The sequence below is a fragment of the Roseobacter sp. OBYS 0001 genome (assembly GCF_019654895.1).
GTDB classification, from domain to species: domain Bacteria; phylum Pseudomonadota; class Alphaproteobacteria; order Rhodobacterales; family Rhodobacteraceae; genus Roseobacter; species Roseobacter litoralis.
Genome location: NZ_BPES01000005.1, coordinates 139,478 through 162,977, shown reverse-complemented (window position 1 = coordinate 162,977; position 23,500 = coordinate 139,478). Strand labels below are relative to the sequence as shown.

The 23,500-nt window shown below is 58.6% G+C and carries 23 protein-coding genes and 1 tRNA gene; 9 read left to right on the top strand and 15 right to left on the bottom strand.

The genetic code is table 11. The annotated features are described in order from the left end of the window. The first annotated feature begins 160 nt into the window (after window positions 1-160). The gene (locus K5Q35_RS12685) at window positions 161-907 is read left to right on the top strand and encodes a hypothetical protein (RefSeq protein WP_220799822.1); all 747 of its coding nucleotides are present in this window, start codon (window positions 161-163) and stop codon (window positions 905-907) included. Window positions 908-941: 34 nt separating this feature from the next. On the opposite strand, the gene pyk is transcribed toward K5Q35_RS12685, so the two are convergent. Beyond that, on the bottom strand, window positions 942-2,390 hold the full coding sequence (gene pyk / locus K5Q35_RS12680; protein WP_220799821.1) for a pyruvate kinase: 1,449 nt from the start codon (window positions 2,388-2,390) through the stop codon (window positions 942-944). Window positions 2,391-2,607: 217 nt separating this feature from the next. Here pyk and K5Q35_RS12675 point away from each other — a divergent pair, with 217 nt between their 5' ends. Further along, on the top strand, window positions 2,608-2,919 hold the full coding sequence (locus K5Q35_RS12675; RefSeq protein WP_013960187.1) for a DUF1244 domain-containing protein: 312 nt from the start codon (window positions 2,608-2,610) through the stop codon (window positions 2,917-2,919). A gap of 140 nt (window positions 2,920-3,059) precedes the next feature. On the opposite strand, the gene K5Q35_RS12670 is transcribed toward K5Q35_RS12675, so the two are convergent. The 4 genes from K5Q35_RS12670 to dgcN form a co-directional block, all read right to left on the bottom strand. Continuing rightward, a complete protein-coding gene (locus K5Q35_RS12670; RefSeq protein WP_220799820.1) occupies window positions 3,060-3,506 on the bottom strand; it encodes a MaoC family dehydratase in 447 nt (148 codons plus the stop codon). A gap of 136 nt (window positions 3,507-3,642) precedes the next feature. Next, window positions 3,643-4,509 carry a D-amino-acid transaminase gene (locus tag K5Q35_RS12665; protein WP_220799819.1) on the bottom strand — a complete coding sequence of 289 codons (867 nt, stop codon included), beginning with the start codon at window positions 4,507-4,509 and terminating at the stop codon, window positions 3,643-3,645. Further along, window positions 4,506-5,471 carry an N-acetyl-D-Glu racemase DgcA gene (gene dgcA / locus K5Q35_RS12660; RefSeq protein ID WP_220799818.1) on the bottom strand — a complete coding sequence of 322 codons (966 nt, stop codon included), beginning with the start codon at window positions 5,469-5,471 and terminating at the stop codon, window positions 4,506-4,508. Before dgcA ends, K5Q35_RS12665 begins: the two co-directional genes overlap by 4 nt. 46 nt (window positions 5,472-5,517) lie before the next feature. Continuing rightward, window positions 5,518-6,519: an N-acetyltransferase DgcN gene (gene dgcN, locus K5Q35_RS12655; protein ID WP_220799817.1), complete on the bottom strand. Its 1,002-nt coding sequence runs from the start codon at window positions 6,517-6,519 to the stop codon at window positions 5,518-5,520. A 259-nt stretch (window positions 6,520-6,778) separates the two neighbouring features. Here dgcN and K5Q35_RS12650 point away from each other — a divergent pair, with 259 nt between their 5' ends. Continuing rightward, on the top strand, window positions 6,779-7,735 hold the full coding sequence (locus K5Q35_RS12650; RefSeq protein WP_013960182.1) for an L-malyl-CoA/beta-methylmalyl-CoA lyase: 957 nt from the start codon (window positions 6,779-6,781) through the stop codon (window positions 7,733-7,735). Window positions 7,736-7,750: 15 nt separating this feature from the next. On the opposite strand, the gene K5Q35_RS12645 is transcribed toward K5Q35_RS12650, so the two are convergent. After that, window positions 7,751-8,203, bottom strand: coding sequence for an Lrp/AsnC family transcriptional regulator (locus K5Q35_RS12645; protein ID WP_220799816.1), 453 nt, complete (start codon window positions 8,201-8,203; stop codon window positions 7,751-7,753). 72 nt (window positions 8,204-8,275) lie between these two features. Between K5Q35_RS12645 and K5Q35_RS12640 the strand changes: the two genes are divergently transcribed. Beyond that, window positions 8,276-8,872: a LysE family translocator gene (locus K5Q35_RS12640; protein ID WP_220799881.1), complete on the top strand. Its 597-nt coding sequence runs from the start codon at window positions 8,276-8,278 to the stop codon at window positions 8,870-8,872. A 58-nt stretch (window positions 8,873-8,930) separates the two neighbouring features. Then, a complete protein-coding gene (locus tag K5Q35_RS12635) occupies window positions 8,931-9,893 on the top strand; it encodes an acetyl-CoA carboxylase carboxyltransferase subunit alpha (RefSeq protein ID WP_013960179.1) in 963 nt (320 codons plus the stop codon). A gap of 34 nt (window positions 9,894-9,927) precedes the next feature. Here K5Q35_RS12635 and K5Q35_RS12630 read toward each other — a convergent pair whose 3' ends face one another. Then, window positions 9,928-10,578, bottom strand: a complete 651-nt coding sequence (locus K5Q35_RS12630) for a GntR family transcriptional regulator (RefSeq protein WP_013960178.1) — start codon at window positions 10,576-10,578, stop codon at window positions 9,928-9,930. A gap of 50 nt (window positions 10,579-10,628) precedes the next feature. Further along, the gene (locus K5Q35_RS12625; protein ID WP_220799815.1) at window positions 10,629-11,318 is read right to left on the bottom strand and encodes a M48 family metallopeptidase; all 690 of its coding nucleotides are present in this window, start codon (window positions 11,316-11,318) and stop codon (window positions 10,629-10,631) included. Window positions 11,319-11,449: 131 nt separating this feature from the next. Here K5Q35_RS12625 and K5Q35_RS12620 point away from each other — a divergent pair, with 131 nt between their 5' ends. Both K5Q35_RS12620 and K5Q35_RS12615 read left to right on the top strand, forming a co-directional pair. Then, window positions 11,450-11,776, top strand: a complete 327-nt coding sequence (locus K5Q35_RS12620) for a TIGR02300 family protein (protein ID WP_013960176.1) — start codon at window positions 11,450-11,452, stop codon at window positions 11,774-11,776. Window positions 11,777-11,845: 69 nt separating this feature from the next. Next, a tRNA-Ala gene (locus K5Q35_RS12615) sits at window positions 11,846-11,921 on the top strand. Window positions 11,922-12,025: 104 nt separating this feature from the next. Here K5Q35_RS12615 and K5Q35_RS12610 read toward each other — a convergent pair. Together K5Q35_RS12610 and K5Q35_RS12605 are read right to left on the bottom strand one after the other, a co-directional pair. After that, on the bottom strand, window positions 12,026-13,159 hold the full coding sequence (locus K5Q35_RS12610) for an oxidoreductase (RefSeq protein ID WP_374758620.1): 1,134 nt from the start codon (window positions 13,157-13,159) through the stop codon (window positions 12,026-12,028). A gap of 149 nt (window positions 13,160-13,308) precedes the next feature. Further along, window positions 13,309-13,623, bottom strand: a complete 315-nt coding sequence (locus K5Q35_RS12605) for a helix-turn-helix transcriptional regulator (protein ID WP_220799813.1) — start codon at window positions 13,621-13,623, stop codon at window positions 13,309-13,311. Window positions 13,624-13,841: 218 nt separating this feature from the next. On the opposite strand from K5Q35_RS12605, the gene K5Q35_RS12600 reads away from it, so the two are divergent. Beyond that, a complete protein-coding gene (locus tag K5Q35_RS12600) occupies window positions 13,842-15,170 on the top strand; it encodes a c-type cytochrome (protein WP_220799812.1) in 1,329 nt (442 codons plus the stop codon). A 6-nt stretch (window positions 15,171-15,176) separates the two neighbouring features. On the opposite strand, the gene K5Q35_RS12595 is transcribed toward K5Q35_RS12600, so the two are convergent. Continuing rightward, window positions 15,177-16,115: an aminotransferase class IV gene (locus tag K5Q35_RS12595; protein WP_220799811.1), complete on the bottom strand. Its 939-nt coding sequence runs from the start codon at window positions 16,113-16,115 to the stop codon at window positions 15,177-15,179. Between the two features lie 219 nt (window positions 16,116-16,334). On the opposite strand from K5Q35_RS12595, the gene K5Q35_RS12590 reads away from it, so the two are divergent. Continuing rightward, complete coding sequence (locus tag K5Q35_RS12590) at window positions 16,335-18,446, top strand: DEAD/DEAH box helicase (protein WP_013960171.1); 2,112 nt, start codon at window positions 16,335-16,337, stop codon at window positions 18,444-18,446. Between the two features lie 7 nt (window positions 18,447-18,453). Here the strand turns inward: K5Q35_RS12590 and K5Q35_RS12585 are convergent, their stop codons facing one another. The 4 genes from K5Q35_RS12585 to K5Q35_RS12570 form a co-directional block, all read right to left on the bottom strand. Then, window positions 18,454-19,506, bottom strand: coding sequence for a fatty acid desaturase (locus K5Q35_RS12585; protein WP_044025161.1), 1,053 nt, complete (start codon window positions 19,504-19,506; stop codon window positions 18,454-18,456). Window positions 19,507-19,733: 227 nt separating this feature from the next. Then, window positions 19,734-21,002 carry an ABC transporter permease gene (locus K5Q35_RS12580; RefSeq protein ID WP_013960169.1) on the bottom strand — a complete coding sequence of 423 codons (1,269 nt, stop codon included), beginning with the start codon at window positions 21,000-21,002 and terminating at the stop codon, window positions 19,734-19,736. Continuing rightward, window positions 20,999-21,805 carry a taurine ABC transporter ATP-binding protein gene (locus K5Q35_RS12575; protein ID WP_013960168.1) on the bottom strand — a complete coding sequence of 269 codons (807 nt, stop codon included), beginning with the start codon at window positions 21,803-21,805 and terminating at the stop codon, window positions 20,999-21,001. Before K5Q35_RS12575 ends, K5Q35_RS12580 begins: the two co-directional genes overlap by 4 nt. Window positions 21,806-21,916: 111 nt before the next feature. Beyond that, complete coding sequence (locus K5Q35_RS12570; RefSeq protein WP_013960167.1) at window positions 21,917-22,915, bottom strand: ABC transporter substrate-binding protein; 999 nt, start codon at window positions 22,913-22,915, stop codon at window positions 21,917-21,919. Window positions 22,916-23,500 lie beyond the last annotated feature (585 nt).

The following is a 23,500-nucleotide window of genomic DNA, read 5'->3' as shown; positions in this document are numbered from 1 at the left end:
TTAGGGGATCGAACCGCGTATGGCAAGACATCTTCGGCCCAATCCCCAGTTTCATGGCCGGACTGAGCATCTGTGACCACCTCATTCAGGCAACGCCCTACATCGGAACTGCAAAACGTGATACGCTTTGTGTCTACGACATCGTTTCAGGTCAAAAACTGTGAATTTCATCAAGTTTTTCGAATTAGAAAAATTTTCGCTTGGCGATCTGCTTGATACGCTCGGTCTCGTTCTGAGCCGCCCATGGAAATTAGCAGAAGTGGTCTACAATGGGGGCAACTCGGTACAAAATGCCCTTGTTTACTACTTTGTGCTCTTTTCCGTATCGCTGATGGCGTTCCTTCCGTTCGGATTGAACGATGAGTTTCGCAATTTCGCGCAGCATTTCACGGTCACGGCTTTCCTTATTCTCGCCGTGACATCCGTGACACTGTTTTGTGGGCTTCGTCTCGCCGGCGTAGACCTGCCATTTCATAAAGCCCTGTCACTCAAGGCCTTCATCGCAGGCGCTTACGTACTGGTAATCAACGCATTGGTCGCCATGGCACTGGGCATCATGTCGATATTCATGCCTGAAGAAGTCCCGACCTTCAGCGCGTTCGCCATGGGGTGTCTTCCGGTCCTGGACTTCGGCTCCGGCACTCCTCGGTTTACCGTGTCGCAGCCAACCCTCTCGATCTACCTATGCCTCACTTTATTGAGCTTCTTGCTCAATCTGTTTCTCTATATTGGAATCTTCGTTGGACTCGCCCCGTTTCGCAAACGCAGCCGCTGGGCATACATCGTGATCGTCACAATGATCTACCTGCTCGACTATACGATTTCGGCTGCCTATGCCGGGCGCAATCTCAACGTCTCTTCCGAATATTGCTCCAGCGCGCGGGCCGCCGAAGGCATCGCAGATTAGGAATGACGCCCGTGTGCGATCAGTCTGCCATGCCCTATTCCGGATCGGTGTTAAAGATCAGCCGTTCATCACAGGGGGCCACACGCAGGATGTTCGTACTGCCCGGCACATTGAAGGGCACGCCTGCTGTGACCACGATCAGGTCCTCTTTGGTGGCATAGCCCTGACGGGTCGCCACGCGCGCAGAATTGACCACCGCCTGTTTAAAACGCTCCAACTGGTCGGTGATGACGCAATTGCACCCCCAGGCCAGCGTCAGCCGTCGGGCCGTGCGGGCCTTGGACGTCATGACGATGATCGGTACGCGGGGACGTTCGCGCGCCGTCAGCATCGCCGTTGTGCCGCTTTGGCTGAAACAACAAATCGCCTTGATGTTCGTCGTTTCTGCAATCTCGCGCGCCGCGGACACGATCCCATCGGCAACGGTTCGTCCTTTGGCCTCGCGCGAGGCTTCGATGATCTGCGTGTAGGTCGGGTCCTGCTCGACCTCGATGGCCACGTTGTTCATGGTGGTCACTGCTTCGACCGGATAGGCCCCCGCCGCAGATTCTGCTGAGAGCATCACCGCATCCGCGCCTTCGTAAATTGCAGTGGCCACGTCCGAGACTTCGGCGCGCGTAGGCACCGGGCTTTCGATCATGCTTTCCATCATCTGCGTGGCCACAATCACCGGTTTGGCGGCGCGGCGGCACCTGCGGACCAATCGCTTTTGGATCGGCGGCACATTCTGAACCGGCAATTCCACACCCAGATCACCGCGCGCAACCATGATACCATCGCTGGCCTCAAGAATTTCATCAAAATTGTGTACGGCTGCCGGCTTTTCGATCTTGCTGAGGATGGCCGCGCGGCCATTGGCCAGATCAGAGGCCTCCAGCACGTCATCCGCACGCTGCACAAAAGACAGCGCGAGCCAGTCGACACCCAGCTCACAGGCGAATTCAAGGTCCTTGCGGTCCTTGGCAGAAAGAGCCGCAAGCGGCAGCACCACGTCAGGCACATTGACACCCTTGCGGTTCGAAATCACGCCACCCGCGACCACGGTGCAATTGGCATGGCTGTCGCTGCAGTCCTCGACCCTGAGGCGAATCTTACCATCGTTGACCAGCAAGCTGGCACCGGGTTCGAGCGCTTCAAAAATCTCGGGATGGGGCAGGTTCACGCGGGTCTTGTCGCCAAGCGCCTCATCCAGATCCATGCGGAAAGCATCGCCTTCGACAAGCGTTTCACCTTCTTCGTTGGCAAAGACCCCCACACGCAGCTTTGGCCCTTGCAGATCAGCCAGAATACAGATGCTGCCGCCTGTATCCTCTTCGATCTGGCGGATAATCCGGTGGCGCTCACGCATTTCCTCGTGACTGCCATGGCTCATGTTCAGTCGAAACACATCTGCCCCAGCCTCATGCAAAGCACGGATCATGTCGTAGTCACTGGACGCAGGCCCCAGAGTGGCAACGATTTTTACATTGCGATGGCGTCTCATAGCGGTCCGGCCCCTCTTTTTCTAAATTCATTCGCTTCCGTTATCGCTAACGGGTTTTGAGCTTTATGGGTCATGCAGCGCGCGAGGGCAACCATGAGACCGTGTAAGTCCATTATTTAACACCTTGATGACATGACACTTAGCTGAACTGCAATGGTTGACAGCACGTCCATCAGAACCAATCTGTTAACAAAGCCCTGATGCCAAGGAGTACCCCATGCCAACCCAAACCGAGATCGAACTGCAAGCCGCGGCCTTTCGCCGCCTTCAACAGCATTTGATGCAAGACCGCGTCGATGTGCAAAACATCGATATGATGAACCTTGCGGGTTTCTGCCGCAACTGCCTGAGCCGCTGGTATCAGGAAGCGGCGGGCGAGAAAGGCATTGAAATGAGCAAGGACGAAGCCCGCGAGCTTTTCTATGGCATGACCATGGAAGAGTGGAAGACAAACCACCAGACAGAAGCGTCGCCCGAGAAACAGGAGGCATTCAAGACTGCCTTCGCCGAAAACGTCGGCAAAGCCTGACCTTCGTGACGGCCAGCTTGGGGCGTCGGCGCTCACCAAATGGATGTCTCCACCGCGTCTGAGCTCATATGCAACCTTTGATTGTCACAGGCTGCATGTCATTTCATAGCCCAGGTCAGATCGCGGGCGACGGCAGCGTATCAGAACAAGTAGTATGCAAGCCAATCGGCCGTCAGTGCCGGTTTTTCCGCACCATCTATTTCCACCGTTGCGGCCAGTCGCAACATCCAGCCCTCTCCCCGTGGTGCCGCGTCGACGAGTTCAAACTGCGTTCTGATGCGCGCACCAGCGGGCACCGGCGCGATAAAACGAACGCGGTCAAATCCGTAGTTGATGGAAGCGCTCTCCCCTTCAATCTTGGGGAGCACGTCATAGCTCATCGCTGAGAGCATCGACAGGGTCAGAAACCCATGCGCCACAGTACCGGAAAAACCCGCCGATTGCGCGGCCACCGGATCAAGATGGATCGGCTGCCAATCTTCCGTAAGGTCGGCGAAGGCATCAATCCGTGCCTGCGATATCTCAACCCACGTCGATGTGCCCAAAGGCTTGCCGACGGCCTGTGGCAAAGTCTCTCTTGTCAGCATGGCACTCTCCCCTTCGCCCGACCGCAGAATACGAGGCATCATTGCGCTTCGGCATAGCGAATTTATGGGGCATCAAATAAAAACGCCTGACCATCTCTTTAGGAGCGGATAGGCTGAAAAGACGCAAAACCAAACGTCAGATCGCCTTTTTAAGGCTCTCTTCGAGATAGATTTCACGCAACCGCTGCGCCACGCGCCCCGGCACGCCATCGCCCAAAGCCACACCGTCGATCTCAACCACGGGCATCACGAAAGTACTGGCCGAGGTGATAAAGGCCTCATCCGCGTCCTTTGCCTCATCAATGGTGAAATTGCGCTCTTCGACTTCCATCTGCGCTTCACGAGCAAAGCGCAGCACGGAGGCGCGCGTGATCCCGTGCAAGATGTCATTGGACAAGGCGCGCGTGATGATCTTGTTGCCCTTGACGATATAGGCGTTGTTGGATGTCCCTTCGGTCACGAACCCGTCTTCGATCATCCATGCATCATCGGCCCCGGCTTTCTTGGCCATCATCTTGCCCATGGAGGGGTACAAAAGCTGCACCGTCTTGATATCGCGGCGGCCCCAGCGGATGTCTTCGATGCTGATGACCTTGATGCCCTTCTTGGCAGCCGGGCTGTCTGCCAGACCGGGCTTGTTCTGCGTGAACAGTACGATCGTCGGCTCGGTTGTGTCGGGGTCCGGAAACGCGAAATCACGATCGCCGGGCGCACCGCGTGTGATCTGCAAATAAATCATGCCCTCATCGACCTCATTCACGCGGACAAGTTCGCGGTGCACTTCCAGCAAGTCTTCTTTTGAGATCGGGTTCGCCATATCCAGCGCATCCAGCGACCGTTGCAGGCGCACCGCATGGCCGTCAAAGTCAATCAGCTTTCCGCCCAGAACCGATGTCACCTCATAGACACCATCCGCCATCAGGAACCCCCGATCAAAGATCGAAACCCGTGCTTCATTCTCGGGCACGTATTCGCCGTTCACGTAGACAGTCCGCAATGTCATCCCCAAAGCTCCCTTACAGGCGGGTGAACGCCTTTTTCATCAAATTCCAACGGGTGTTGCCGATCTTCGGCCAAAAGCAGCGGCCCATCAAGGTCCACTACTGACGCACCCTGCGCCACAAGCGTTGCCGGTGCCATGGCAAGGCTGGATCCAACCATGCACCCAACCATCACGCCGTAACCCATTGCTTCCCCTTCGCTACGCAAGGCAAGTGCTTCGGTCAAGCCGCCGGTCTTGTCGAGCTTGATGTTGATGACATCGTATTTGTCTTTCAAACCGGCGAGGCTGGCCCGGTCATGACAGCTTTCATCCGCACAAACCGGCACCGGGCGGTTCATGCCGATCAACGCCGAATCCTGACCCGCAGGCAAGGGTTGTTCGACCAGTGCGACCCCCAATGCCACCAGATGCGGGGCCAGATCCGCGTAAACCTCGGCAGACCACCCTTCATTTGCATCCACGATGATCTTTGGCTGTGGCGCACCGGCCCGCACCGCCTTGAGCCGTGGCATATCATCAGGCGTACCCAATTTGATTTTCAGCACAGGGCGATGGGCGTTTTTAACCGCCTGCTGATGCATGTTTTCGGGGCTGTCCAGCGACAGCGTGTAGGCCGTAATCTGCGGTTCCGGTGCCGCCAGACCAGCCAGTTCCCAGACCCGTTTGCCCGCGCGTTTCGCTTCCAGATCCCAAAGGGCGCAATCCACCGCATTGCGCGCAGCCCCTGCCGGTAACATGTCTTGCAAGGCAGCGCGGTCAATCTGCGGCGGAAGGCCGAGGATTTCGTCTGTCACACTGTCCAGTGTTTCGCCGTAGCGCGCATAGGGCACGCATTCGCCCCAGCCGCTGTGCGCGCCATCGCTCACACGCACGGTCAGGACATGTGCTTCGCTGCGCGATCCACGACTGATGGTGAACACCTGAGCCAGCCTGAACACGTCACGCGAGACGTCAATTTTCATTGTATTCCCTTCCCGGGCTGAAAGAATCCCCGCCGCAGGTCGGCTTTTACAATGCGGCCAGTGCCTGCGCCAGACGCCCCGCGCCATGCCGGAACGGATCAACTGTCGGCAACCCCAAACGCGCCTCGATCTCCTCACAATAGGCTGTCGCCTCTGCGTCACTGAGATGTTGGGTATTGATGGAAACCCCGACGACCTGACAGGACGGGTTGGCCACATGGGCCAGTTGCAACGTTATGTCACGCACCGCTTCCATCGAAGGCACCGCAAAATCCGGCAAGCCGCGCATGTGTTTGCGCGTCGGCTCGTGACAGATGATCAGCGCATCAGGCTGCCCGCCATGGATCAACGCCAGCGTCACCCCCGAATAGGACACGTGGAAAATGCTGCCCTGCCCTTCGATGATGTCCCAATGGTCCGCGTCATTGTCTGGCGTCAGATATTCGACGGACCCGGCCATGAAGTCTGCAATCACAGCATCCAGTGGCACACCTGAACCGGTGATCAGAATACCCGTCTGCCCGGTGGCCCGGAACGTGCTTTTCATGCCAAGCTCGCGCATGGAGGCATCAAGGGCCAGTGCCGTATACATCTTGCCGACCGAACAATCGGTTCCGACGGCCAAAACACGCTTGCCAGAGCGTTTGACACCGCTGGCAATCGGATAGGCATCCGTTGGAACACGTACGTCATGCAACGTCCGCCCATGCACCTGTGCTGCCGCAACAAGTTCACCCTCATCACGCAGCAGATTATGCAGACCGCTCGCCAGATCGAACCCCGCTTCAAGCGCCTCAACCAAAACTGCGCGCCATTCCTTTGAGATAAAACCACCCCGGTTTGCCACGCCAATGACAACCGTCTTCGCGCCCGCCTCCTTGGCCTGTTGCAGCGTCATGTCCTGCAGGCCGACGTCTGCCTTACAGCCCGGCAAGCGCAATTGACCAACTGCGTTTTCCGGCCGCCAATCCTTGATGCCCTGTGCAACCTTGGCTGCGAGCTGGTCCTGCGCGTCGCCTAAAAAGAGTAGATATGGTGTCTCGATCATCGCGATGGCCCCCTGTGATCCTGTTTCACTGCAATTTCACCGGTTTGGGCTGCAATGACGTCGCGTTATCTGTTGCTCTGCAACGTTATGCACAAGATTCTTCGTAGGTTTTACGTTTTTGTCGAATATCCTTGCATCAACACCGAATCCGCGCACTCAGATTACTTTCTGCAGGTGCGAAATGCACTTGCAGCATCTGGCGCAATTTAATACCAGAACCGAGATAGTATTCGACATAAAATTACCCATGAGGTCCCACATGAGCTTTCGCCTTCAGCCCACTGCCCCTGCACGCCCGAACCGCTGTCAGCTTTTTGGCCCCGGATCCCGCCCGGCGATATTCGAGAAAATGGCGGCTTCTGCGGCAGATGTGATCAACCTTGACCTCGAAGACAGTGTCGCGCCCAGCGACAAAGACTCAGCGCGCGCCAACGTCATTCAGGCGATCTCCGATATCGACTGGGGCACCAAGACGCTGTCGGTCCGCATCAACGGGCTGGACACGCCCTACTGGTACAAGGACGTGGTGGATTTGCTGGAACAGGCAGGCGAGCGGCTGGATCAGATCATGATTCCCAAAGTCGGCTGCGCGGGCGATATCTATGCCGTTGATGCGCTGGTCACAGCGGTTGAGGCCGCCAAGGGCCGCAGCAAAAAGATCACCTTTGAGGTCATCATCGAATCTGCGGCCGGGATCGCCCATGTCGAAGAAATCGCCGCCGCCTCCCCCCGTATGACCGCGATGAGCCTTGGGGCTGCCGATTTTGCCGCCTCCATGGGGATGCAAACCACAGGTATCGGCGGCACGCAGGAGAACTATTACATGCTGCGCGAGGGCCAGAAATATTGGTCAGACCCGTGGCATTGGGCGCAAACGGCCATCGTGGCCGCCTGCCGGACGCATGGTGTTCTGCCGGTGGATGGACCCTTTGGCGATTTTTCGGATGACGAAGGGTTTCGCGCGCAGGCACGGCGGTCCGCCACGCTGGGCATGGTGGGCAAATGGGCGATCCATCCCAAGCAGGTCGCCATCGCCAATGAAGTCTTTACCCCCTCGGAAGAGGCCGTGACCGAAGCCCGCGAAATTCTGGCGGCCATGGAGCAGGCTAAAGCCAATGGCGAAGGGGCAACCGTCTACAAGGGGCGACTGGTTGATATCGCCTCCATCAAACAGGCCGAAGTGATCGTGCGCCAGTCGGAAATGATCGCCTCCTGAGTAGGGCGATCACCCTCAGGCGCGTTCGTCCTTGGGAGAGCCCATCACCACATAGGACGTGATCGAACTCACCTGCGGAATGGCGCCCAAGGTATCGGTGTGAAACGATTTATATTCTGGCAGATCAGCGCATTCCACCCGCAGAAGGTATTCGATGGTCCCGGTGGTGTTGTGGCATTCGCGCACTTCGGGCGCGCGTGCAATGGCGCGCTCGAACGCTTCCTGGCTGGCCTTGGAATGTTCCCTAAGGCCGACACCGATATAGGCGACAAACCCGCGCCCCAATGCGGTCCGGTCAAGCACGGCGCGATACCCCTTGATCAGGCCCGCGCGCTCCAGATCCTGCACGCGACGCAAACAGGCAGAGGGCGACAGGCCAACACGGTCGGCAAGTTCGATGTTACTGATGCGCCCATTGGCCGTCAGTTCACGCAATATATGTTCGGTTCTTTGGTCCAGATCGCTCATTAGTTGTGATTAATCCGCAAAAACCGTGAAGTTTGCAATCCGAATGTATTTAGAATGCGCCATTCTTTGCGCATGCCTTTTGAAACACTCTCTGCCCTTGTGGTTTTCGCCTTTGTCAGCTCGGTAACGCCGGGGCCGAATAACCTGATGCTGATGGCCTCTGGTGCAAACTTCGGCTTTTCCCGGTCCGTGCCGCATATGCTTGGTATCGCAATCGGCTTTACGCTGATGATCGTGGCGGTGGGTACGGGGCTCATCCAGATGTTTGACGCTTGGCCGCCAAGTTATACGGTTCTGAAAATCTTCTCTGTCACCTACATGACATGGCTGGCGTGGAAAATTGCGCGCGCAGGCCCGGCCAAATCGGGTGAGGCGCAGGGCACGCCGATGACATTTTTGCAGGCCGCCGCCTTTCAGTGGGTCAACCCGAAGGCATGGGCCATGGCGCTGACCGCGCTATCTGTTTATGCAACGGATGCCACGCTGGTTGCGTTTGGCCTTGTGGCTCTGATTTTCGGTCTGGTGAACCTGCCATCCATCACGCTCTGGGCGGTTCTCGGGCAACAAATGGCGCGCATCCTGACGAACCCGCTGCGGCTGCGGGTTTTCAATTTGACCATGGCCGCCCTGCTGATGGCCTCTCTTATTCCGGTGCTCTGGCCCGTTTGATCCCGTTGCAAAGCCCGGCAATGCCCGCCATATAGGACCCGTTCAATCGGAGTGGCTCATGACGCAATATATGGATTTCGAAAAACCTCTTGCCGAGATTGAAGGCAAGGCCGAAGAGCTGCGCGCCCTTGCACGGGCAAATGAGGAAATGGACGTGACCGATGAGGCCTCCGCTCTGGATGCCAAAGCGCGCACCCTGCTTGAGGAGTTGTACAGCACGCTGACCCCTTGGCGGAAATGTCAGGTCGCGCGCCACCCCGAACGCCCGCATTGCCAAGATTACATCAATGCCCTGTTCACCGATTATACGCCGCTGGCGGGCGACCGGAACTTCGCCGATGACCACGCGATTCTGGGCGGATTGGCCCGCCTGCAGGACCGCCCCGTTATGGTGATCGGGCATGAAAAGGGTAATGATACGAAATCCCGCATTGAACGTAATTTCGGCATGGCCCGGCCCGAAGGATACCGCAAGGCGATCCGCTTGATGGAAATGGCGGACCGGTTCGGTCTGCCTGTCGTGACACTGGTGGACACCCCCGGCGCCTATCCCGGCAAAGGGGCCGAAGAACGCGGCCAGTCCGAAGCCATCGCTCGTTCAACCGAGAAATGCCTGCAGATTGGCGTACCGCTGGTCTCCGTGGTCATTGGCGAAGGTGGCTCGGGCGGTGCGGTCGCATTTGCCACGGCAAACCGTGTCGCCATGCTCGAACATTCCGTCTATTCCGTCATCAGCCCCGAGGGCTGCGCGTCGATCCTGTGGAAAGACGCCGAAAAGATGCGCGAAGCCGCCGAAGCGCTGCGCCTGACTGCGCAGGACCTCAAGCAGCTTGGCGTGATTGACCGGATCATCCCTGAACCGATGGGCGGCGCACATCGTGATGCAAAAACGACCATCGCCTCAGTGGGCCGTGCCCTTGCCGATATGGTGGACGAATTGTCATCCAAAGATCGCACAACGCTCATCACCGAGCGGCGCAACAAATTCCTTGAACTGGGGTCAAAGGGCCTCGCCGCCTGAGGCAGGCACCGTTTCGGGACAACTCTGGCACTCCTTAGCTTGCCAGCATCCTCAGGCCTTGTGTCACATCCGAACGCACCGCGAGACGCAGGCCCGGTTCATCGCCCGCGCGCAGGGCCGCGATAATCAAACGGTGATAGTGCGGCGGTTCCTTGCGCCGCAAGCGACCGTAAAGCGCACGCATGGTAGGACCCATTTGCAACCAGACCGTTTCCGCCATGGCCAGCATCGCCGGGGCTTGCGCGCGCAAATAGAGGGTTCGGTGAAACTCCAGATTAGTGCGGATATAGCTGACCGCGTCCCGATGGGCGACCGCCTCGGCGACGGTGGAATTTATGGTCTGCAAGCGTTCGATCAGAGCCATATGCGCCCGCGGCAACGCGCGGCTGGCCAATTCGACCTCGATCAGGGCGCGCAGCGAGGCTAGCTCTTCGATCCGTTCATTGCTGAGTTCCGGTGTCGAAACGCGCCCGGATGACGACAGGGTCAACGCCCCCTCAGCCACCAGCCTGCGCACCGCTTCACGCGCCGGTGTCATGGAAACATCGTAGGCTTTACCGATTCCGCGCAGCGTCAGTGCTTCGCCCGGCGGGATTGCACCTTGCATGATGCGACCGCGCAAGGATCGGTAGACGCGGTCATGTGCAACGGGTGTCGCATCTGCGGGACGTTGGTTTAAAATCATGGCTGCATTTGTGATCACAAACCCCGGGACGTCAAGTGCCGGCCCGAAAATTACCCAAACCGGTAGCGGTGCAGCGAACTGCCCTCGCGGCGCAGCCAGGCCCTCGCAGCAGCGTAATCGCCGTAAATCCGCTCGACCTCCGCCCAAAAGGCGGGCGAGTGGTTCATCTGCGCCAGATGCGCCACTTCATGCGCGGCCACATAGTTCAGCACCTCCGGCGGGGCCAGAATCAATCGCCATGAATACATCAACCGCCCCTGCGCCGTGCAGGAGCCCCATCGCGACCGCGTGTCCCGCAGCGTGATCGCAGCATAGGGCTTGCCCAGCCGCTCAGCATAGTGATCCGAGGCCTCGGCCAAGCGCGTTCTGGCCAACGCCTTGAGATGCGCACCGAGACGTTTACCCACACGATCCACCGCGCCCGGAACATGCACCTGTCCTTGGGCAAAACTGATGCGACGCCCCGCGCCCTCAGTCACCTGATGTGGTATCCCGCCAATCGGCACGACAACACCATGGCCCACATCAACATTTCCCGTACGATTGGCCAGATGCTTTCGAATCCACGCCTCCTTTTCCTGCGCGAAGTGGATGGCTTCGCGTTCCGGAACGCGATCCGGAAGCGTCAGCGTCACGCGACCGTCCAATTGAGAAATGCGCAAAGAGATTCGCCGCGCCCGTCCCGAGCGGCGGATGATCAGCGGGATTGGCGGGTCTCCGGGCAGGTACGGATCGTTCATATGGCTACTCTTGTTGCGATAATCGCCGGTCATGCGCTTTGCCACACGCGGCAGGTCTTTACAGACACCGCCTCATATGGCACTTGCGCTGAATCATCTACACCTTAACCGCAAATTCAAAGGGGGTTTTCATGCCCAAGGAAGAATGGGGAACCAAACGCCTCTGCCCGACCACTGGCAAACGTTTCTACGATCTGAACGCTAGTCCGATCGTAAGCCCCTATACTGGCGAAGTCGTCGAAGTGGACCTGAGCAAGTCGCGTATGATCGCAGCTGACGCCGAAGACGCTGCATCCGCAAAAGCGAAAAAAGCCGATACCGAAGAAGAAGCGGTACTGGACGATGACGATGTGGATGTGGATCTCGACGATGATCTGCTGGACGATGACGACGACGACACGGACAGCGTTCCGCTTGAGGAAATCGCTGACGTTGCAGCTGACGATGACGATAGCTGATCCAATTGCGCAGCGGGTTCGCTTTTACTCTTGATCCCGCTTCGCACTGCCGCTATCCAGCGGCGCAATGGGGCCTTAGCTCAGCTGGGAGAGCGCCTGCATGGCATGCAGGAGGTCAGCGGTTCGATCCCGCTAGGCTCCACCACCCATCCCATGTGCACAGTGACGCCACCGGGCGGTTTCGTCCGGTGCGAAAGCAGTTTCGCTTTCGAGCGGCGAACAGGCCGCGTGGCCTTATCACGGCCTATGTCAGCGGTGAGGTGTCAGGCGGGCGGCACCAAAGCGCTGACGCCAGATATCGCAGCGCAGCGCATCGCGCCTGTCGTAAGCTGCAAGGGCCTCCAGTGGACTTGGATCAAACAGGTGTTCAGCGTCCTCGCCGAGCGCTGTCAGACGCATGGAATACCACGCGGTAACACCACCACGCGGCGGCGAAACGAATCTCGGAAAGGCCGGATCACCCCCCGCAGCGCTTTGCCATGCGTTTGCAATCGCTGGATTAAGCACCATTGCACGGCCGAGGCTGACGGCATCTGCCGCGCTGTCTTCCAGCGCTCTCAGCGCCTGATCGCGCGCTTCAAACCCACCCGACAGAATGATGGGAACAGACGTCACTGTTTTGGCTTTCTTGCCAAAATCGGTGAAATACGGGCCGGAGGTCGCTAATTCATCCGAACTCGATGCGGCGCCGGGGAAATACGTGCCACCACTGATGTCGATCAAATCCACGGATGTGTCGTCCAACAAACGCACGACTTCCAGCGCGTCGTGATGTGTCAGCCCCCCTTCCAGTTTGTCGGTGGCGTTGATCCTGATCCCAACTGGATAAGCCGCCCCGACCGCTTGCCGAACGGCGCTGAGCACTTCACGTATAATGCGGAAACGCGCGCCAATCGTGCCGCCATAGGAATCCGTGCGATGATTGAACAAGGGTGACAAGAACTGGCTCAACAGGAATCCGTGACCTGCATGGATCAGAACGCCACCAAAGCCCGCCTTCTGTGCCAGCATCGCGGCCTGCGCATAGACTTGGGGCAGGTTGTGAATGTCATCCAAGGACATTCCATCGCATTTCAGACCCGCAACATCCAGTGCCGAGGGGCCTTTGGGCCTGCTGATCGGCGCATGTGACAGCGCCCCCGCGTGGCCAAGCTGCGGCCAGATGTGCGCACCGTTGACGGACCCGCGCCTTGCCAATTCCCGCAATACCGGAATGTCCGCATCTGATCCGAAAACCAGATTGCCGGGCTTTTCGGGGAAATCCGGGACCACCTGCACTTCACCAATCAACGACAGCGCAGCGCCTCCCTCGGCCCATCGTTCATAAAGACGCATCTGCGCCCCGGTCGGATTACCCGCACCATCACCAAGGGAATCAGACATGGCAGATTTGATAATTCGATTCTTGAGCCGAACGCCGCAGGGCAGACAAAGCGGTTGGGCCAATGGGTTCTTCATATCATTATCTTTCTATCGGCATATTTCGATATATCACTTTATTAACGCAGGTTACGATGTGACACGCTGCGCCTCTACTTCTGTGGACTCAAGAGTTCATCCTGAACGGCCGCAAGAAACGCGCGAATGTTCTTTTCGTCGCGCCGGTAAAACGTCCACTGCCCATGGCGCTCTGCGCGCACGAAACCGGCCTGTTTCAACACCCCCATGTAATTCGATACCGTAGACTGAGACAGCTTTGCCTTCTCCTGAATATGCGCGACACACACGCCCTCAAGGTCTTCGTGCTCCGGCAGTGCGGGCGGAAAGTTTGACCGGTCTTTCAGCCATTCCAAAATCTGGCGACGCACCGGGTTGTTCAGCGCTGATATTGATCTTTCAATGTCCATAAATCGAGATATCTCGATATAAAGGCAAAAGTCAACACCTGTGTCGGCGTCACCCGCCGCGCAGTGCCGTCAAAACAACAGCCGGACATGCCGATCCATGTTTGCCTCCCGACCTACAGAGCGCGTGGGAATAGACGCATTCACGGTTTCTCTGATAAGGTGACACAACATCGGTGCCACCTTTTGTGAATGCGCCAGTCAGGAAGCCGACACGTCGAATGAACATGATACACACCCTTTCCGCAGCCCGCCATGGGCTGCTGCTTGGCCTTACTGCCTGTGGCCTTTTCCTGTCATCGCTGGCGCAAGCGCAGGAGGCATTCACCCTCAAAGGCCATGGCGGGCCGGTCAAGGGGATCAGCACGCAGACCGATGGCACCATTCTGACCGCAAGTTTCGACAACTCGGTCGGCATCTGGACAGACGGCACACCGCAGTGGCTGGAGGGGCATGAAGCCGCTGTGAATGCGGTCGTCCCCGTGGCCAATGATCAGGTCGTATCCGCAGGGGATGATTATTCAGTCCGGCTCTGGTCCCCGCAAAACGGCACGGTACGCGAACTTGGCAGACATAATGCCAAGGTCATCCGCCTTGCCGCCGCCCCAGACGGGCAAAGCGTCGCCTCCGCCAGTTGGGACCGGACCGTGCGCATCTGGCCGATTGACGGCGCAGCCCCGGTGCTGATCGAAGGGCATGATAACACGGTCAGCGATGTGGCCTTTTCCCCCGATGGCACGCGCGTCTACACCAGCTCAGCCGATGGCACGATCCGGGTCTGGGACGCGCAAACCGGGGCTTTCCTGAAACGTCTGGTGGAACACGGGTTTGGCATCAACACCCTGCTGGTCGCCCCGGATGAAAGCTGGCTGGCCTATGGTGCCGTCGACGGAGGGACGCGGCTGGTCTCCCTGCCCGAAGGCGTTGAAATCGGCGACTTCACTGCTGATCGTCGCCCTATTCTTGCCATGGCCCATAGCGACAAGACGGACCGAATCGCGATTGGCGACGCGCAGGGCTACATCATGATGATCGACAGCAGCGCCCTGCGCATCACTGATGATTTTCAGGCCACCCCCGCCGGGCCGGTCTGGGCGCTGGCATTTTCACCGGACGGCCAGAACATCCATGCCGGTGGGATTTCTGACGTGGTACACAGCTGGCCCGTGGGCAGCCTTGACGGTGCCGAGCAAATGACCGGCACCACCCGCGCCTTCATGACCGACCCCGACCAGATGACCAACGGCGAGCGCCAGTTCAAACGCAAATGTTCGATCTGTCACACGCTGGAACCGGATGGGAAACGACGCGCAGGGCCCTCCCTTTATGACCTGTTTGGCCGCTCCGCAGGCACGATCAAGGACTATCCCTACTCCCCCACGCTGGCCACATCAGACCTGATCTGGACCGAAGAAACCGTTGATCTGCTGTTCGACCTTGGCCCGGATCACTATATCCCCGGCTCCAAAATGCCGATGCAACGGATCACGGGTGCGCAAGACCGCGCCGACCTGATCAGCTTTCTGCAATCCGTCACAAGGCCCGAATAGGCGCGCTCAGGTCCAGCGATGGGCCTGTTCGGCCACGTCCTTGGCGATCCGTTGTTTGTAGACCTCGCGAATGCGCTGCGTAACGGGCCGCGTGCCATCCCCGATTGGCTTGCCATCTATTTCCGCAACCGGGGTCTGCGCCCCGAATGTCCCGGTCAGAAACGCCTCCTGCGCGCCATATGCCTCATAAAGCGAATAGTTCTTTTCAAAAACCGGGATGCCTTCGGCGCGGCAGATATCAATCACCGTCTGCCGGGTGACGCCGTTCATGCAGTAGTCACCAGTAGAGGTCCAAACCTCGCCCCGCCGCACGATAAAGAAATTACAGGCATTTGTGGTGTTCACAAACCCATGCGGGTCCAGCATCAGCCCCTCATCCGCCCCCGCCTGCTCCGCCTGCAAACAGGCGATGACGCAGTTCAGCTTGGAATGACTGTTGTACTTCGCATCCTGCGACATCGGCAAACCGCGCACCTGTGGCACGGTGGCCAGACGAATGCCGCGATCCTGCAAGGCGGTCGCGGGCTTGGAATGTTCCATGATAATGACCAGCGTGGGGCCGGTGCGGCTCAGGGAAGGGTGCTGAAAGGGTTTCGCCTTGAGGCCCCGCGTCAGCATCAAACGGCAGTGCACATCCGTGACCATATTGTTGGCCTTGGCCGTCTGCTTGAGCGCCTCCATGATCCCGCTGCGATCCATCCCCACATCCAGAGAGACCGCTGCGCAGCTGTCAAAAAACCGATCCATATGCGCGTCAAAAAAGCTCCAGACCCCGTCATAAAGCCGCATGCCTTCCCACATCCCATCGCCCAGCATGAAGCCCGCGTCATAGACCGACACCTTCGCCGCATCACGGTGCAAAAGCTGCCCGTTGATATAGATAAGGATGTCGCGGTTGCGCGGGTCATCATCTGCATCATGGGTGGTCAGGGTCTCTGTCGTCATGTGGGTTTCCTTGGGTTATTTTTCGCTCACGCAATCAGAATGAAACGGCTTGCGCAAGCCCGCCCCGCGCGGCGCCAAAGGGTCGTTGCCCCGCGACACCTGACGGCCTGATCGGAAAAGGTGATCGACTCTTGAGCGTCAAAGGCATAACGACGCCTCAACAGGTCGCACTGCGACCGACTGAAGCCACAGATGGTGGCTCTACCGATAGGATATTTCGTGCTCAAGACCCTTTCAGATGCGCTGGCCGAACAAGGCTATGACACCCTCACCCCGGTTCAGGAAGCCGTCACAGCACCCGAACTGGCACAGGCGGACTTGCTGGTCTCGGCGCAAACCGGGTCTGGCAAGACGGTCGGCTTCGGGCTGGCGATTGCGCCCACATTGCTGGACGATCAGGAACGCTTTGGCCCCGCGGGCACCCCGCTGGCGCTGATCATCGCACCGACACGCGAGCTGGCACAACAGGTCGCGCGCGAACTGTCCTGGCTCTATGCCAAGGCGGGGGCGGTCGTGATCTCCTGTGTGGGCGGCATGGATACGCGCACAGAGCGGCGCGCGCTGGATCGTGGCGCGCATGTGGTTGTGGCCACGCCGGGGCGGCTGTGTGACCATATCAAACGCGGCAATATCGAGCTTGCAAACCTGCGCGCTGTCGTTCTGGACGAAGCGGATGAGATGCTCGACCTCGGGTTTCGCGACGAACTTGAATTCATCCTTGATGAGGCACCCAAAGATCGCCGGACATTGATGTTTTCTGCAACGGTGCCCAAGGCCATCGCCAAACTGGCCGAAAGCTATCAGCGTGACGCGCAGCGCATTGCCACCGTGTCCGAAAACCGGCAGCACGCCGACATTGAGTACCGCGCGCTCAACACGCATCCGCGCGATGTGGAAAACGCAATCATCAACGTCCTGCGCTTTTACGAGGCCAAGAACGCCATCGTCTTTTGCAACACGCGCGCCGCTGTTGCGCGGTTGACCACGCGCTTTACCAACCGTGGATTTTCGGTCGTCGCGCTCTCGGGTGAGTTGACGCAATCTGAACGCAGCAACGCGTTGCAGGCACTGCGCGATGGGCGCGCCCGGGTCTGCGTCGCCACCGATGTGGCCGCGCGCGGCATTGATCTGCCCAACCTCGAACTGGTCATCCATGCGGATTTGCCAAGCAATTCCGACACGCTCCTGCACCGTTCCGGTCGGACCGGGCGCGCGGGGCGCAAAGGTGTCTCAGCCCTGATCGTGCCGCCGAAACTGCGCAGCAAAGCAAACCGCCTGCTGGGCTCGGCCAAACTCAAGGCGGAGTGGGACGAGCCGCCCTCCGCTGCCGAAGTCAACGCGCAGGATACAACGCGGCTGCTGTCGGACCCGCTGTGGACGGCCACGGTGGGGGAAGACTCCGAAGAGCTTGTCGCACAACTCGCGCAGGACTTTACTGCGACGCAGTTGGCGCAGGCTGTTGTCAGTTTTTATCAGGCGCAACGCTCCGCCCCCGAAGAGTTGACGGATGCCGGAACGCCCGATGACCGACCCCGCAAAACCTTCGGGCCCTCGGTCTGGTTTTCCGTATCGGTCGGGCGCGACACAGGTGCTGAACCCCGAACCCTTTTGCCGATGATCTGCAACAAGGGCGATATGACCAAGGACGATATCGGCGCGATCCGCATTCGACAGGACCAGAGCTTTGTCGAAGTGCTGGCGTCGCGGGCGGACGGGTTGGTTGCTGCCGTCGGGCCGGACATGACCCTTGAGGCGGGGATCGTCCTGACACGTCTGGCCCAAGCACCTGATCTGGGGCAGGACCGCCCCGGTGGTGGCAAACCCGGCGCGAAACCGTACCGCAAAAAGCGGCCCGAGGACCGAGATGCACGACCCGAACGCGCCGCAAAACCGGCACGCGAGGCACGCCCGTCCTATGACGCACGACCTGCACGTGAGGCAAAACCTCAGGACAAGCCGTATAAACCGGCCGCCGCCAAAGGCAAAAAGCCACCGAAGTCACATAAAACAGAGCGCTCTCCCATGAAACCGGGGGCAACGCCTAAGCCCAAGACTACCGGCGGTGACACCGCAGATCGCAAGCCCGGCAAGGCCAAACCTGTATGGACGAAAGAGGCGCGCGACGGCGCCAAAGCCGAACGGGTGACACGCGACAAAGCCCACCGCGAAGATGGTGGTGCCGCGCGCCCCAATACAAAAGCGGCACCCAAGAAAGATCCGGCAGCATCCAAAAAGCGTGCGGCAGATACGTCGAAACGGTTCGTTCCGCCGCACAAAAGGGGCAAACCAACAGGCAAAGGCCCGAATGCCAAACCTCACCGCAAAGGCTGAGGCGCGGTTACGCGGCCTGATAGACGCGCCGCGCCTCCGAGAATGACAACAGGCGGCGCTGCTTCTCGTCCCAGAGATGCAGGCGCGCGCTCGCAAAGCTTTCTGCGATGCTCAGTCTCTGGGCCTGCGCCAACTCGCGATGGTCGCGCAATACTTCGGTCAGGCGATAAAACGGGATCCGGCTATAGAGATGATGCACATGGTGGATGCCGATATTGGCGGTGAACCATTGCAGCCATTTGGGCATCACGTAATGCGACGACCCATGCAGCGCTGAATCGTACATATCCCAGTCTTCCTGCTGGTCCCAATGGGTCTCTTCAAACTGGTGCTGCACGTAAAACAGCCACACACCCAAAGTCGCCGCAACCATGGTTGTCGGCACAAAGATAAGAAGGACAGGCAGCAAGCCGCCAAACCAGAGAATGGCACCCACAATCAAAGATGCCAGCAGCGTCGTGCCCAAAGAGCTGATCCAGACACGCCAGCCCCCGTCCATCTGACCGAAGGGCAGGCGGTTTTCCACATAGAACACATAGGCCGGCCCGAGCAAAAACAGCACAACCGGGTTGCGATACGCACGATACCGCAAACGGCCCAAAGCGCTGCGGGCGTGATACTCATCAACCGTCAGCGTCATGACGTCGCCAATACCGCGCCGTTCCAGATTGCCGGCACCCGAATGATGCATGGAATGCGACTTGCGCCAGACGTCATAGGGCGTCAGCGTCAGAACGCCCAAGGCCCGGCCCAGCCAGTCGCTCAGGCCCCGATGCGCAAAGAAAGAGCCATGCCCACAATCGTGCTGAATGCAAAACAGTCTGACAAGAAACAAACCGTTCAGACAGGCCAGCGCAAAACTGGCCAGATAGCTGACGGGGATCAGCAGCCATGCAACGGCCCATATGGCGACAAACGGCGCCAGCGTCACGATGACTTCGAAAATCGACCTGCCCAGCTTGGGTTCTCTGTATTGCGCAAGGATACGGACCCAGCCCGCAGAAGTGCCCGGCGAAGGCGACACCGGCGTGGCCTCCCTAAACGGAGTTTCGGATGTCATTGGTGTCTGCCTCTTCGCGATCGTTTCTTACATGTGTCTTGAGTGGGATGATCACACAAGGTCTTTGACCATCTCCCAACACAGTTGTGTTTTCGATGCCCCGGTACCTATGCCCTGAAATTGCCCTGCAAGTCACCCGTTTTTCGCAGTAAACCGGCGCGACACATTCACTTTTGCGAAAACAGGGCCCATACGGCCCCGTTTTTTCTTGTCTGACACCCCAAGGATCAGCCTTTGCCCTTCCACGGCACAAGGATGCGTTCAGCCCAGCGCATCAGCATATCAATGCCAAAGCCGATCACACCGATCAGGATAATCCCCATGATCACGATGTCGGTATTCTGGAATTTGGACGCGGTCATGATCATCATCCCCGCCCCCTGTTCGGCTGCGACAAGTTCAGCGGCCACAACGGTGCCCCAACAAACACCCATCGCAACGCGCGCGCCGGTGAAAATTTCGGGCAGGGAGTTGGGCACGATGACATATCGCATGATCTGCCATTTGCTGGCCCCCAGACTATAGGCCGCGTGCACCTTCGATATCTTGACCCCCGACACGCCTGAGCGCGCCGCAATCGCCATGATCCATAAGGCAGCAAGGAAAAGCAGAATAATCTTGCCGGACTCCCCGATGCCCGCCCAGATGATGACCAGCGGGATCAGCGCCAAGGGCGGCACCGGTCGCATGAATTCAACGATCGGGTCAAACCAGCCACGGAACCAGTCCGACAGGCCCATGGCATAGCCCAGCGGAATGCCCACCAAAGCGCCCAGCATGAAGCCGACAACCACGCGAAACAGCGAATATCCCAGATGCTCTACCAGAGTAAAATTGCGGAAACCCTCTTTGGCGATTTCGATGGAGCGGACCCAGACGGCCTCCGGCGACGGCAGGTAAAGCGGCTCCATCTGCCAGCCCCGGGTCGGCGCAAAATTGGGCGTGCCTTTATCCGTCAGCGTGACCGAACCGCCCTCCACATCCACAGTTTCCCCCGGCGCGATCTTCTCCCCGTTGATGGCAATGACCTGCGCGCCGTCCTGTTTGGTCAGATCATCGTTACGGGCGACATTGATCAGGCCCGTGCGCCATTGCGCAATCGCGGCGGAATCGTTCTTGGCAAAGCCATCCCCCGGCTCGACCTCCGGCGCATCCGTGTCGACCTCGCGCGGATGCACGACGACCGTGACGGTTGCGTCATCCGGGGCCTGCCCTTCGACCTGTGCGGTATAGGTGAACGTCGATGTGCCCAGAAAAGGCCCCGGCGCATGCAGAAAACCCGGCAACAGGTTTGATCCGGTGAAAATGCCCCAGAGCAGGAAGATCGTGAAGATCGAAATAACACCCGCCGCCCGGTTGGGCCGCACGGCACTTTCGTCCCCGAACGTCACGGTTTTAAGCGAGGTGTAATCCTTGGTGCCGGCGCGCTGCACGACTTTGGTGACGATGAAAAAGGCAGCCGTGAAAATGATGATGTAAATGAGCAGAGGGATCATGCCGCGTCCTCCGAACTGCCCATAATTTCTTCTTCCATATCCCAGATCATGTTCAGGATTTCCTCGCGGCGCGGCCCGAATTCGGGGTGTTTCTTGACCTCTCGCAGGTCGGAATCAACGCCAAGATCCGCAAAGGGCAGGCGGTATTCCTTGTGAATGCGCCCCGGGCGCGGGGCCATCACGATCAAACGCTCGCCCAGCAGCAGCGCTTCTTCGACGGAGTGGGTAATGAGAATGATCGTCTTGCCGGTCTCTTTCCAGAGCTTCAGCACAAGGCTTTGCATCTTTTCGCGCGTCAAGGCATCCAGCGCGCCAAGCGGTTCATCCATCAGGATCACATCCGGGTCATTCGCCAGACAGCGGGCAAGGGCCACGCGCTGCTGCATCCCGCCTGACAGCTCGTAAACCGCCTTTTCCTTGAAATCCTGCAAGCCGACAACGTCCAGCAGGTGGTCCACCGTCTTGTCCTTGTCGATCTTTGGCATGCCCTTCATCGATGGGCCAAAGGCCACATTCTCGCGCACCGACATCCACTCGAACAGCGCGCCTTGCTGGAACACCATACCGCGTTCAGCATCCGGCCCGGTAATGCGGTGGCCGTTCAGGATCAACTCACCCGAGGTCGGGGCCAGAAAGCCCGCGACGATGTTCAGCAATGTGGTCTTGCCGCAGCCCGATGGCCCAAGCACGCTGAGCAATTCGCCCGCCTTGAGGTCCAGTGATACATCCTGCAACGCCTGTACGTGATCACCGTTTGGCAATTCAAAACGCATCGACAGATTATTTATGGAAAGTCCGGTCATCGTGTCCCTACCTGTTCCTCTGGTCAGAGCGGCCGGCCGGACAGGATCGGACCTGTCTGTGGCCCCAAAAGTGAAACGGCGCGGGTTGGCCCCGCGCCGTTTCCAACAATTTTACATGCTGCCCGCAGCGGACAACGGACCTGTGTTCACGGCGTCCTCATAGCTATCAAGCGCTGAATCGATGGACCCTGCCTCGACAAAGACATCTGCAACACCCTTCATGAAGTTTGCCGCATTGCCACCGAGCCACGCCTCGGAAAGCTGCTCTTCGACCGATGGGAACTCAAAGGTGGAAATCGAGCTGCGCGCAGCCTCAACGTCCATGCCGGACTGCTCCGCGATCAGGGCCAGCATCTCATCGCTGCCGTTTGCCTTCCACTCCGCATTGGCTGCTGCTGTGACGGCGGCGAATTTCGCCACGGTTTCACTGTTTTCCGCGATGTAGGACGCAGGCGCAGATGTCACATCAAACACCAGAATGCCCAGTTCCTGCTTTTCCGCACCGGTCAACAGCACGTTGCCGTATTCCTTCATGCGCGCAAGACCACCGCCCCAACCGCAGGCGAAATCAACCGCGCCCTGGCTGAGTGCCGCAGCCCCCTCTGGCGGGGCCATATCGACCACCTGCAATGAGGCCAGATCAACGCCGAAATGGTCCATCTGACGCAGGAAGCCATAATGCGCGGCAGTACCAAGTGGCACGGCCACTTTCTTGCCCGCCAACTCGCCCGCGCTGTCCTTGTCGATCTCCAGCGCTTCGGCAACCACGCAGTTGTCGTTTTCCGAATAGGACACGGCCACATCGATCACCTGAATATCCTGTCCGCCCGAGGTTGCGACCACGAAAGGCGGCACACCTTGCGACACTGAAATCTGCACATCACCCGAGGCCATCGCCGCAGACATCGCCGTTCCGGTTTCGAAAGACACCCAGTTCACTGTCATGCCCAGCGCTTCGTCATATGCGCCGGATGCTTTGGCGGCGAGGAATGGCATGGGCCACTCAAGGAAATAGCCGACAGTGATTTCGCCATCGGCGGCGGTTGCAGTTTGCGCGCTCAGTGCCATGACGGCCCCGGCTACAAATGCGCATGCTGTTTTTTTGATCATTCGTTAAGTCTCCCGTTGATCGTTACCCGATCCTGTTTGATCGGCGTTTTTTGTCGTGCGTCCCGGTTTTATACCAGTCTTGTTTTTCGAACACTGCATCATCCAATGTCAGAATGTCTGCTCCTGCAAGGCAATTGTTGCGGCCAGAACCCAATTGGGATGAAACTGCGCGGAATTTGAACTCCTTTGATACTTTGGCCCCGACAGGCACGAACGTTTTTGACTGCGGACGCTCAACGCCGCTGTCGGCCCACGCACAGTGGGGCGTAGTTTGAAGAGAGTGGAATGACCACTTTCGCACTGTCCATGAGTCCAGTTAGCGAGAGTACACCGCTGTTTGCGCGATCTACCCTTTAGATGTGAGACCCCAGCATTCTGTGTGTTTATACGGTGCAGACCTGCAAAAATTACGCATCTGAAATCGGCAGTTTACCAACGGGAATATGCCCGCCCCTGTCCCAGCACATCATGATTTCATCGAAATCAAACCTCAAGTTGTGCTGTTGTGTAGAAACACCCCTCTGTTTTGGCGCTATACTCACGGGCAAACTGGACCTACTGACAAAGGTCAAAAATCTGTCACCT